This is a genomic window from Peribacillus sp. NPDC056705, from assembly GCF_043656335.1.
In genome coordinates this window covers 106,115-118,500 of sequence record NZ_JBHTYI010000005.1, presented here as the reverse complement: position 1 = coordinate 118,500, position 12,386 = coordinate 106,115, and the positions used below count along the sequence as shown (strand labels likewise).

Annotated in this window: 11 protein-coding genes; 10 read left to right on the top strand and 1 reads right to left on the bottom strand. The window is 41.6% G+C overall.

What is annotated here, in order from left to right; translation table 11 throughout:
- The first annotated feature begins 6 nt into the window (after positions 1-6).
- The 4 genes from ACFRAK_RS09055 (at position 7) to ACFRAK_RS09040 (ending at position 4,187) form a co-directional block, all read left to right on the top strand.
- Positions 7-1,188, top strand: coding sequence for an amidohydrolase (locus ACFRAK_RS09055; protein ID WP_387597386.1), 1,182 nt, complete (start codon positions 7-9; stop codon positions 1,186-1,188).
- Positions 1,189-1,413: 225 nt separating this feature from the next.
- Positions 1,414-2,175 (top strand): dimethylarginine dimethylaminohydrolase family protein, encoded by a 762-nt coding sequence (locus ACFRAK_RS09050; protein ID WP_394571641.1) that lies wholly within the window; start codon positions 1,414-1,416, stop codon positions 2,173-2,175.
- Between the two features lie 50 nt (positions 2,176-2,225).
- A complete protein-coding gene (locus tag ACFRAK_RS09045) occupies positions 2,226-3,641 on the top strand; it encodes an amino acid permease (RefSeq protein WP_387597380.1) in 1,416 nt (471 codons plus the stop codon).
- Between the two features lie 207 nt (positions 3,642-3,848).
- Positions 3,849-4,187, top strand: coding sequence for a VOC family protein (locus tag ACFRAK_RS09040; RefSeq protein ID WP_394571640.1), 339 nt, complete (start codon positions 3,849-3,851; stop codon positions 4,185-4,187).
- Between the two features lie 287 nt (positions 4,188-4,474).
- Here ACFRAK_RS09040 and ACFRAK_RS09035 read toward each other — a convergent pair whose 3' ends face one another.
- Positions 4,475-6,307, bottom strand: a complete 1,833-nt coding sequence (locus ACFRAK_RS09035; protein WP_394571639.1) for a sigma-54 interaction domain-containing protein — start codon at positions 6,305-6,307, stop codon at positions 4,475-4,477.
- A 169-nt stretch (positions 6,308-6,476) separates the two neighbouring features.
- Here ACFRAK_RS09035 and ACFRAK_RS09030 point away from each other — a divergent pair, with 169 nt between their 5' ends.
- The 6 genes from ACFRAK_RS09030 (at position 6,477) to ACFRAK_RS09005 (ending at position 12,287) form a co-directional block, all read left to right on the top strand.
- Entirely contained in the window at positions 6,477-6,707 is a 231-nt protein-coding gene (locus ACFRAK_RS09030; protein WP_387597371.1) for a hypothetical protein, read from the top strand.
- An 84-nt stretch (positions 6,708-6,791) separates the two neighbouring features.
- A complete protein-coding gene (locus ACFRAK_RS09025) occupies positions 6,792-8,204 on the top strand; it encodes a purine-cytosine permease family protein (protein WP_387597368.1) in 1,413 nt (470 codons plus the stop codon).
- 46 nt (positions 8,205-8,250) lie between these two features.
- Complete coding sequence (locus ACFRAK_RS09020; RefSeq protein ID WP_394571638.1) at positions 8,251-9,237, top strand: heme-dependent oxidative N-demethylase family protein; 987 nt, start codon at positions 8,251-8,253, stop codon at positions 9,235-9,237.
- Positions 9,238-9,253: 16 nt separating this feature from the next.
- Positions 9,254-9,772: a hypothetical protein gene (locus ACFRAK_RS09015; RefSeq protein WP_394571637.1), complete on the top strand. Its 519-nt coding sequence runs from the start codon at positions 9,254-9,256 to the stop codon at positions 9,770-9,772.
- A 5-nt stretch (positions 9,773-9,777) separates the two neighbouring features.
- Positions 9,778-10,743 (top strand): PDR/VanB family oxidoreductase, encoded by a 966-nt coding sequence (locus ACFRAK_RS09010; RefSeq protein WP_394571635.1) that lies wholly within the window; start codon positions 9,778-9,780, stop codon positions 10,741-10,743.
- A gap of 50 nt (positions 10,744-10,793) precedes the next feature.
- The gene (locus tag ACFRAK_RS09005; protein WP_387597356.1) at positions 10,794-12,287 is read left to right on the top strand and encodes an aldehyde dehydrogenase family protein; all 1,494 of its coding nucleotides are present in this window, start codon (positions 10,794-10,796) and stop codon (positions 12,285-12,287) included.
- Positions 12,288-12,386: the final 99 nt, after the last annotated feature.

The window sequence follows — 12,386 nt, the reverse complement described above, 5'->3', positions numbered from 1 at the left end:
GCATTTATGATGAAGACAATACAGGAGACAGTTGTCGATGAAGTGATTTCATGGCGACGTCATTTTCACGAAAATCCGGAGCTCTCATATCAGGAGTACCAGACTTCTGAATTCATCTATAGGAAATTAAAAACCTTTACAGGATTGGAAGTGACGAGACCTACCGAAACGAGCGTTTTAGCGGTTCTCAAAGGAGCTAAAAAATCTGCCCGAAAATCGAATACCATCACCTTTCGTGCCGATATTGATGCACTCCCGATTCAAGAAGAAGCAGAAATTGATTATCAATCAAGAAATCCCGGGATTATGCATGCATGCGGACATGATGCACATGCTGCGATGTTATTAGGTGCTGCTAAAGTCCTCTCTGGGAAAAAAGATGCGATTGATGGAGAAGTCAGGTTTATTTTCCAACACGCCGAAGAGGTTCTGCCAGGGGGAGCTCAGGAATTGGTGAAAAAAGGGGTCATGGAAGGAGTGGATTATGCATTTGCACTGCATGTTACTCCTTATGAACGAACAGGTACGATATGTTTAAGGGAAGGGGTATTCTGTGCAGCAGCCGATGATTTTGAAATTAAAATCATTGGGCAGGGCGGTCATGCGTCGACTCCGGAATTAACGGTAGATCCGCTGCTCATTGGTGCAGAAATTACTACGAATCTTCAACATATCGTTTCGAGAAAAATTTCAGCTCTTAGGACACCCGTCATTTCAGTCACTCAATTCCATTCAGGTAGTGCGCTGAATGTCATACCTGAATATGCAAAAATCGGTGGTACCATTCGTTCCTTAGACCCTGATAGCCGATTGAAAGCAAGGGAGTATCTAGAGCAAATCGTTAAGGGGATTTCAGAAACACATGGGGCAAAATGTGAAATTACTTGGTATTTAGGGTATCCAGCCGTGGTAAATGATAAAGCAGCTGTCGATATTTCAAGAACGGTCATGGAAGGTATTTTTGAAGGAGATAATATCATCCGGGTTGATGATCCTATGTTCGGGACAGAAGATTTTTCGGCTTTTTCCGAAATCGTACCCTCTTCCATGCAATTTCTAGGCGTTCATAATGATGAGTTTGGAAAAGCTTACCCTTTACACCATCCTAAATTTAAAATCGATGAGAAGGCTTTAGGGTATGGAGTAAGATATTTTGTAAATATAGCGGATAAATTATGCGGTGATTAAAATAATTGAGCAAGCATTGGGCTGGAAAAGACAAACGTTATAGTTTAAAAGAAAACTTACGGTGTCTTTTCTCCCTATCATGACTGGTTTTTTCCATGGTTTCCGCTTCTGGAATAGTTAAGTGAGCAAAGTGATGAAAAGAAATTTCATTTAAAGAACTTCTGGTTCAAAAAGGTTAATAGCCTACATTTTAAAAAATAAACTACCTATTTAGGAGGAATATAAATGTTTAAACACGCGATTGTAAGAAAGATTGGAAAAAGTTATGTAAATGGCTTAACAACATCGGATTTAGGAAACCCGGATTATGAAAAAGCTCTTATACAACACGATGCTTATGTAGAAGCATTAAAACGCTGCGGTGTGAAAGTGACCGTTCTCGAACCGGATGAGAGATACCCTGATTCCACGTTTGTGGAAGATACAGCCGTGTTGACGCCAAAATGTGCCCTTGTAACCAATCCTGGTGCAGAAAGCCGGAATGGTGAGATTAATGAAATGAGAGAAGTTTTAAAGAACTTTTATGACACAATCGAATATATTCAATCTCCAGGTATGTTGGATGGCGGAGATGTAATGCAAGTTGAAGATCACTTCTATATTGGTCTTTCAACTAGAACAAATGAAACAGGTGCTCTTCAGTTCAAAGATATTATGGCTAAATATGGATATGATACGACGATCATTCCCCTTAAGAAGTTCTTTCATTTAAAAACGGGTGTCAATTACCTGGGAGACAATAATTTATTAGTGGCCGGGGAATTCATTAATAACGAGGCTTTTTCTGGCTTCAATCAAATAATCGTAAAACAGGAAGAGGAATATTCGGGTAACTGCGTAAGAATGAACGACTGCGTTATTGTCCCTAAAGGGTTTGAGGATACAAAGAAAAAAATTGAAGATTTGGGATACACTGTGATTGATGTGGAGGTGACTGAATTTCAAAAACAAGATGGCGGACTTAGTTGTCTCTCTTTGAGGTTCTAAGATAGTTTAGGAGAAGGATAGGTTAATAGATAAGATAAGGAAGTGTTTATATGGGGTATGGACTGGAGAATAATGATCAGCTGCAGCGCTCAATGAAAAGACGCCATTTATTTATGCTTTCACTTGGCGGCGTAATCGGTACAGGTCTTTTTTTAAATGCAGGCTATACCATTAACCAAGCAGGGGCAGGAGGGGCCCTTGTCGGTTATCTAGCCGGCGGTCTTATTTTGTACATGGTAATGGTCTGCCTTGGCGAGCTGGCCGTTCATATGCCGGTTACAGGTTCATTCCAGAAATATGCTGCCGAATATATAGGGCCTTCCGCTGGTTTCTCTCTAGGATGGATGTATTTCGTAGGTTCAGCCGCCACTGCAGGAGTTGAGTTCACGGCAGCAGGAATATTGATGAAACAGTGGTTCCCCCATAGTCCTACCTGGATTTGGTGTGCTGTGTTCATAGTGCTTTTATTTACTTTGAATGCATTAACGACAAGAGGTTTTGCAGAGGCGGAATATTGGTTCGCTGGAATAAAAATCGTTGCAGTGATTTTGTTTATCTTGATTGGAATCGCTGGCATCTTTGGTTTTGTCTCTTTATCTGATCGTCCAACCCCATTCTTTGAGAATTTGGCTCCTTCTGGTCTATTTCCAGCAGGGGGGATTACCATTATCTTTGTGACAATGATGAATGTAATATTTTCTTATCAAGGCTCAGAACTAATAGGAATAGCGGCAGGGGAAAGTGAAAAGCCCGAAGAGAATATCCCTAAAGCCATTCGAAACGTACTATTTAGAATCATTGTTTTCTACATTTCGTCCATCATCATCCTTTCCGCCATATTCCCTTCTTCGGAATTAGGCTTATTGGAAAGCCCTTTTGTAACTTTGATGAAGATAGCCGGGATTCCTTATGCAGCAGGTATCATGAATTTTATTATTTTGACAGCCATTCTTTCTGTGGGGAATTCATGTCTTTATGCATCCACAAGGTTGCTTTGGTCGATGGCTCATGACGGTATGGCACCCAAGGTGTTTGGTCTATTATCCAAGAGGAAGGTGCCATTGAATGCCCTTCTTTTTACAATCTGTTTTTCGCTTCTATCGTTATTGACTAGCTTCATTGCGGCCGATACAGTGTTCGTGATACTTATGTCCATAGCTGGTATTTCCGTCACGATTTCATGGATGGGAATTGCTTTATCGCAATATATGTTTAGAAGGAAATTTATAAAAGCGGGTGGTAAAACGGAAGATTTACAATACATGGTACCCTTTTACCCATTTGTCCCGTTGTTTTGTTTAGGCTTTTGTTTGCTGATTCTAGTATTCCTTGCCTTTGATCCTACTCAACGAGTCGGGCTGTTTTATGGGATAGGATTTTTGATAGCCTGTATATTATTCTATAAATTTAAATTGGCTAAGAAAGTGGAGTCAAATACCAGCCTTGAAAATGAAAAAATATTGTAGTTGAGTTGCACCAAAGGCTAGCCAGTTTTTACTGGTTGGCCTTTTTAAATCTTGTAAATGCGGTCGCTTGGATGATTATTCACTGAATCGGAAGGAAAATACCAACATTTTAACGAAGAAGGAATACCTTACAAAATAGGAAGGGAAAATTAACTTCTTTTACCGAGAGACGGAAAGAAAACAATAAAATTAAAATGGGGGGAAGTAATGAAGATCAATCATATAAATTTAACAGTTAATGATGTTACAGCATCAAGGGAGTTTTTAGAAAGATACTTTGGATTGTCATGTGCAGGAAGCCGGGGAGATGGGTTCGCTGCAATGAAAGATGATGATGGTTCCATATTGACTCTAATGAAAGGAAGCGATGTACAATACCCGAAGACTTTTCATGTTGGATTCATACAAGAAAATGAAGAGCAAGTCAACAGGATCAATCAACGGTTGAAGGATGATGGATTTATGGTGAAACCTCCACAACACCTACACAGGTATACGTTCTATGTAGAAGAGCCTGGAGGATTTAACATAGAAGTACTATGTTAAAGAATTACTTGGAGATAAATCGTAAAACTACTATAAAAGAGGATAGTGGAAGAACAAGATATACTATAGCCTATAAGTGTGGTCAATATGGAAACACCAGTTAGATCCGAAAAATGGGTGGCGTTAATGCCATTTTAACTCCTGTATAACATTCATGGTGTATATATGGTTTGATCATACCGATAAAGCTGAATGCAAAAGCCTGTTCAAGAAGGCTTTTGCATTCAGCTTTTCTTTTTTTGCTTTATTCCCCAAACGTTTTGATCCTGCATGACTGCATCCTGAAATCAAACATGTATATTGAGTTGTTTACGGAGACGTTGCATTTCCGAATTGAAATAGGCTTTGCTGTAATCACAACCTACAATAGCAACGATATTGCCCTCATCATCAATAATAGGCGCAAAGCTTGTTTTCCACTCACCGTACCTGTCTTCATATATCGGAGTCACACCAGCCTTACCATTAAATGCCTGGTATGCAACATTAACCATTTCAGGGGGGCCAATATATTCTTCCCCCGGTTCAATTACAAAGCCTTTGTCTGCAACGAGGTGAATCAGACGTCCATCCTCCGTCATGATAAATATAAAGACCCATTCAATTACGCCTTCCTTTTCTTGAATCATGGTAAGTTTTTGTTTTAATTTCTGGGAATAGGAAGTTTGCCGGTTCATATTTTTTTGCAGACTGATAACCTCTTCAGCTGGAATGATAGCTGCCGTTACAACCGCAATGGAACGAAGCCGTTGATTTATTTGTTCTTCTAAAATGGCCCGTTTATCCACTGGTGAAAAGCGTGCCTCCTCAATTTTATTACGTAATTTTTTATATTTCCTGCTCATCGTAGGCTGGCTGACTTCCAATACCTTCGCTGCTAGTTTTAATGATTTGTATTGTTCCATCGCCATATTGATGAGCTGTTCCTCCACAAGCTCGACTGCTTCCTGCATAGGCATAAGAAAATCGATAACAGGTATTGAAGCGGGTTTGGGCCCTTTAAAAGGAAGGACTTCTTTAACCAACGCAACATCTACTTCCGGCATTCCGCTAGTAATCACAAGCCTTTCAACTGTATTTTCAAGTTCGCGCACATTACCGGGCCATTGATAGATACATAGCAAGTCGATTGCATCCGGGGTGAAAGCCACATTTCGATTGTATAGTGCATTGTACTTTTGTAGAAAAAACTGAACCAGGTGGGGGATTTCATCTACACGATTCCTAAGCGGCGGAAGATGGATAGGTACGACATGTAGGCGATAATATAAGTCTTCTCGAAATTCACCTTTTTTCACCATTTTTTCGAGCGATTTATTTGTTGCAGCAATCACCTGAATATCAACAGGGTGTGATGTCGTACTTCCAATTGGTGTGACAACGCGTTCCTGAAGGACGCGAAGCAGTTTTACCTGTACGTTAAGCGGTAACTCGCCAACCTCATCCAAGAATAAGATACCTTTATGGGCGAGTGTGAATTTCCCTTTGGCGCCGTCTTTCCGTGCGCTGGTAAAAGCCCCTTCTACGTAGCCAAAAAGTTCGCTTTCAATTAGGTTTTCCGGGATTGCACCGCAATTGACAGGTATAAACGGACCGTCGCTTCTGTTACTCATATTATGTATGGCCCTGGCGGCCATTTCCTTTCCTACACCGGATTCCCCCAATAAAAGGACTGTTGCGCTAACATCGGAAACCATTTGCATTTTATGCAGAACATCAAGCATCGGTTTACTGCGGATCACAAATGGAAAAGATGGCTTCTTCGATTCAAACAAAGGCCCCGATTGACCCCTTGATGTATCTGGATAAGAGTCTTTAATTTCTTTGTAGGCCCACACCCAGGCCCCAGTTTCAATCGGGTATGCCGTCATCAGCATTTCCGGACCCTGCCATGAGGACAGCATGGAAGATCTTTTTTCATTTTTGCCCATTATCTCTTCTGCCAAGCTTGTGGAAAACAAATCTTGTTCAACATCCTTGATGGAACCGCCGACATTAGCGGATTTGACTGTTTGGAATAAGGTGTTTCCTGTTCCGGTCGATTTCAGTATGGTGCCATTTTTATCTGTCACAATAAGCTGGTCGTAAATAGACAAGAGTACAGAGGTGAAGTGATCCATTCATGTCTACCTGCCTTTCATTTAACTTCCTAGCTTTTATATTACAGAAATTTCACAATTGTTCAATAGTTTCAAAAATGAATATTCTTCCTATTGGAAACCCAGTAAGCATGGTGTTTTCTGATTGGCATGTTTATTGCATTAAAGTAAAGAGAAGGGACTAGAAAGCATGATTGCAAAGGAGGGAGAAACGATTTTGAATAAAGAGAATCAGTTCCAACAGAATATCAATTCTGAAGATCCCTTTATTAAAAATCTATATTCAGATTTGAATGAGCGGATCAATGCGTATGAAAAGGAAGATGCCGTGAAAATCGACAAAATGAAATGGAAGGATGCGACAGGTTCAATTTTTCTCATGATATTAATCATCTTTTACCTGGTCTATACACTTGTCTAAAGTAGTTTATTTAGCTCACCCAAAACAATGACAGTCTTATTTCCAAGCGATACAATCATTATTTTATAGTTGGGAGAGAAGCGTGTGAGTAAAGAGAATGCCTCCATTTCAAAGGATGTGGCCTTTGGTTTTTTACCGGCAAGTAAAAGTGACCGGATTTTTAATCTTCGGGATTTAATTTTAGTTCAGGTTGTAATTGGCCTCTCATCTTTTGGGCTGTTAACTGGTGGATACACAGGTACAATGCTTGATGTGAAGCAGTCACTGGCAGCGATTTTATTCGGTAACGCCTTCCCTTTGCTGTTGATTGTTCCCATTACCCTTTATTTTGCGCGTTATGGCATAGATACTTTTGTAGGGTTTCGAAGTTCACTAGGGTATCTAGGATCCAATATCTTTTTCTTTGTTTTTCTTATTTTAACTCTCGGCTACATTTCCATTGCGCTTTTCATGTCCGGCCAGGCGTTAGCAGAGGCTGCTAATTGGATGGGGATGCCCGCCATTTTCTCAAGCCAAGCAACTGGAGCGCCGTTTTTCTCGATTTTACTCTTCATCTGTGCATTTCTAGTAACGGTGAAGGGACCGATAGCGATTCAAAAATATACCGCAGTAGCCGTTCCGGTTTTTATGGTTCTCATGTTTGGTCTTCTTGCAATAGTCTTGTTTGGCCAGGGATTCACTAAAGTCGCTCATATACTTCCTTCCGAGCCATTTGAAACGAATTCTCGTTCATTCGCGACAGCCCTGGAATTAAATATCGGTCTCGGCTTCTCATGGCTGCCATACCTTGGCCAATACAGCCGTTTATCTAAAACAGAAGGAGGAGCATTTAAAGCAGGATTCTACAGCTATGGAATCATCGTTTGTATCGCAGCTTTAGTTGGGGCCATTGCTGCATTAGTCGCTGGTTCACTTAATCCTTCTGACTGGATGTTTTCCATCGCAGGGAGTTGGGGCGGCTTCATTGGCTTGATTTTACTTTCAGTTGGGAATGTCGGTGCAGCCATTTTCCTTATGTACTCACAAGCTGTCAGCTTTAAAACTGTATTCCCGAAAAAGTCATGGATGATTGCGATGGGTACAACCGTACCGACCATATTCTTACTTCTAAGCTCGACGTTCTATGATGCATTTGGTTCATTCATTGCTGTCATTTCCTTTATCATGGCTGTTCTTGGCGGAATTGTCGTTGCAGATTACTTTTTTGTAAAGCGACAACGCATTTCAATAAGGGATTTGTATGACACACAGGGCTCTTATACTTATTGGAAAGGCCTTAACCCGTCGGCAGTTCTAACGGTGGTCATTGGAACGATCGTTTACTGGGCACTTTATAATCCATTGACTTTTGAAGCAAGTGACTTTTTCCTTCATACAGCTGCCGGAATTCCAACATACTTTGTCGCTTTAGTCACCTACTATGTTTCATCTAAATACATTTTCCGTTTTGAAGTTGACATGGAGCGTCCATCCGTTGAATTAAAGGAAGCTAAATAGAAAAAACGCAATTTAAAGAATCTAGGGAACGAGAGGAGATTGTTCAATGTTTACACAAAGTTTAGATTTCAAAACAACTGATTTAGATACATTCCCATTTCCATTCACTTCAGGTAACTATCGTTATTCAAACGATTTGAAAAGACTCTCAAACATTAACTGTATTGAAGTTACTCCAGAATATAGACTTCAAGTGGAAACGAAGCGTCGTCTCCTTCAAGAACAGCCGCATATAAGGTTTCAATCCTTTTCACACACAATGGAAATGCAATGGGAAATATTGGAAATGCTCATCGGCATGGCAACTGATCGCTATCCGGAGCATTTCGAGGTCATTAAAGATGGAGACAACTGGACTTTCAAGAACCACATTTTCGGGGAATCGGATTCATTCGTGTATGGCGATGCCAGCACGCTTCAATATGAGCCTCTTGATTATGTAGGGCGCCATTTCCACAATGATTTTGTTTTAATGGTTCATCGCGATAGTAATTTCTATTTGGAAGTGGGACAAGTTTCATACGCCGCACTCTTCTCAGCTAACTGGAATAAAGGCATGTCCTTTGATGAAATCCATGCACCCGTTCCATTTGTATCACGGAAAGGCGATGAACTGGCAGATCGCGTTCGTAAGTTTTTATTTTCCATTGAGCCAGGAAAGCCATGGACACGCATCAACTGGAACCTGATGGCTGACCGTTGGGATGTCAACTATGAAACGATGGATGTCTGGGGACCGCAGCGTTCTGGGATAACACCGGAAAATGCAGGTAAACTTGTTCGTTTGCGTGTTGAAGAACAAAAATTTTATCGCATGCCAAGAAGCAACGCCATTCTATTCGTATTGAATACGCAGTTCCTCCCACTGGAGGATTTGACATTGCGCCAGGAGTGGTTTGATCTGACATATAGCGTACTGCAGGATATTCCGGAACCTATGGCTGCATACAAAGGAATAGCCCCGTTTCTTCCGCAATCGGTCGAATATTTGAGGCGTATTGATGAAAAACAAAAAATCGAAAATAAACAATAAGTAGGAGGATAGGGCCTTGTACAATAGTCCAGTATTGTTTGATAAATCAATTACGATCGTAAATCAATTTACTCCTCGGAATGAACGAAGAAAGTTTGTCGTCATTTCTGATCAAGCCGGATATGAAAAGGCGAAAAGTTTTATATCTGAGCTTGCAGGTACAGTGCATTTTGAATGTATTTACATTAACGGAATGGAGGATAAAGAGGAGATTAAGAGATTCATCTTGTCACAAAAGATGGGCACCCAATTTTATATTGCGGCTGCATGGAACAATGCTGTTATGATCTTCTCGCTCGGGGTGGAAGCTGGTCTATCTGAAGCTGAGATCCAGACGGTGATTATCGGGCCTAAACGGCGGTACGTATATTGCATGAAATGTTTTGAAGTGTCGGAAGTCGAAGAAGAAGCAGAGATTGCCGAATGTGACCATTGCAGAGCAAGTCTAGAAATAGGACCTTTTTATTCCATAGTACGGGAAGGTTATATTGGTTACCCATTCATTCCAATCGGAAAAGAAGAAGTAGGGAGCTGATCATCATGCGGGTAGTAGGAAATATTCCAATGAAAGTAAACAAGATCATTCAAGAAACTCCATTCGTAAAACAGTTCGAATTGATTCCAGTTGACGGAAACCCATTGCCTGCGTTTACAGGCGGTTCGCATTTGACCACATTCATGCCGGCCGGGGATACGATCTTCGAAAGGGAATACTCCCTTATCAGCAACCCAAGGGAACGTGAAAAATATGCAATTTCCATTCGGCGTGATGAGGCGTCACGCGGAGGTTCCGCTTTCTGGCATGATCATGTACAGATAGATTCCAGGTTGGAAGTCAGTTTCCCTAAAAACAACTTCCCTCTCAGCTTTCGAGCAAAGCATCATGCTTTTTATGCAGCTGGAATCGGCATCACCCCATTTCTGGCAATGATGGAAGACATGGCTGCCGAAGGCCAAACCTTCGAACTCCATTATTCAGCGCGCACACCGGAATTATGTGCTTTTTATGATCTGTTGAAAGCCAAATACCCTGATCAATGCACCTTTTATTTTTCGCAGGCAGAAGACAAACGCAGAATGATGCCTGAGACGATGAAGGATCATCGCATTGGCACGCATGTATATTTTTGCGGACCAATCGAGATGGTTCAAGAGTATCGAAAAGCCGCCAGTTCCTATGGTTATCCGGAACATGCGATCCACTTCGAATTATTTGCGACAAAAAATGATGGGCCGCAAGATCCTTTCATTGTCGACCTTACAGACAGCGATCGTTCCATCCATGTTCATGAAGGTGAAACACTGCTTGATGCGCTATTAAGGGAAGGAATTGATGCACCTTATTCTTGTAAAGTGGGAGGGTGCGGAAGTTGTGAGGTAGATGTTGCAGTAGGTGAAGTGGATCACCGGGATTTCTTCCTTAGCGAACAAAATCGCCAATCACGTAAGTCAATCTTGACATGCTGCTCACGTGCGAAGGACGACAGACTTGTATTAAAACTTTAACGATTCCGTACAGACTTACAAAAAAATAATGAAAACCGGAGGCAAAAAACATGACAATTTTAGAAACGGCAGTTTTAGAGCTTAAAAATTACATCGACGGTAAGTGGAAATCCTCATCTTCAAATGAAGTAATCCCGGTAATCAATCCTGCAACACAGGAAGTCATTGCAAGGGCTCCTCGTGCCACCAAGGAAGATACTGAAAAGGCAATCTCAGTTGCGAAAGCAGCTTTTGAAAGTGGAATCTGGTCAGGACTGACGGCACAGGAGCGAGCTTCCTATCTATATAAAATCGCTGATAAAATTGATGAACGTGCGGAAGAGTTAACGATTCTCGAAACAATGGACAACGGTAAACTTAAAGCAGAGGCAGGTTTCGATATTGCCGATGCCGCCGCGTGTTTCCGTTACTACGCTGGTTTGGTCCTTCATCCGGAAGGGGAAACTTATCAAGTTCCCGCTCCCGTGCAAGCGATGGTCGTTCGTGAGCCAGTAGGTGTAGCCGGTTTGATAGTACCTTGGAATTTCCCTCTTCTAATGAGTGTCTGGAAAATCGCACCGGCCCTTGCGGCGGGTAACACCATTGTATATAAACCGGCTGAAGTGACACCTGTAACAGCAATGAAATTATTTGAAATTCTAGAGGAAGTCGGCATCCCTAAAGGTGTGGCTAATATGGTGATGGGGCGCGGCACTGTTGTCGGTCAAACCATTGCAGAAAGCAAGGACGTTGACATTGTATCATTTACGGGAAGTACGGATGTTGGCCGCACTATCATGAAAGCGGCCGCGGGCAACTTAAAGAAAATTTCCCTTGAGCTTGGCGGTAAATCACCTAACATCGTTTTTGCCGATGCAGATTTAGAGACAGCCATCGATTACGGATTATTTGGCATCTTCTTCGGTGCCGGCCAAGTATGTTCATCAGGTAGCCGCATCCTGGTTGAAGAAAGCATTTATGATGAATATGTAAAACGCTATGTGGAACGCGCGAATAAAATCAAAGTTGGACCTGGTCTTGCAGAAGACAGCAACATGGGGGCAATTGTCAGCGAAGCGCAAATGAATAGCATTTTATATTATATTGAAATCGGCAAACAGGAAGGGGCGACACTTGCAGCAGGCGGTTACCGTCTTGTTGATGACGGCCTTGATAAAGGATACTTCATTGCACCGACTGTCTTCACCGATGTAACACCTGACATGCGCATCGTACAAGAGGAAATCTTCGGTCCGGTCGTTGTCATTCAAAAGTTTAAAGATGAAGAAGAAGCTATTAAACTTGCAAATGATACAGACTACGGCCTTGCAGGGGGCGTCTTCACTAACGATGGCGCAAAAGGATTGCGTGTGATCAAGAAAGTGCGGGCGGGGATTACATGGGTGAATGATTATCATCCAACATATGTCGAGGCGCCATGGGGCGGTTACAAACAGAGCGGGATTGGACGCAGTTTAGGAAAATACGGCTTGGATGAATACCAGGAAATTAAGCAAATCAACATTAATCTCGATGTAAAACCTGTAGGCTGGTTCCCAAATTAAGCATATGATTGGAAATGAAGCAACTTACCTTCTTTAATCAAACCAAAAACCTAATCCAAATACGGATTAGGTTTTTGGTTTGTAACAAAAAGGAACGGA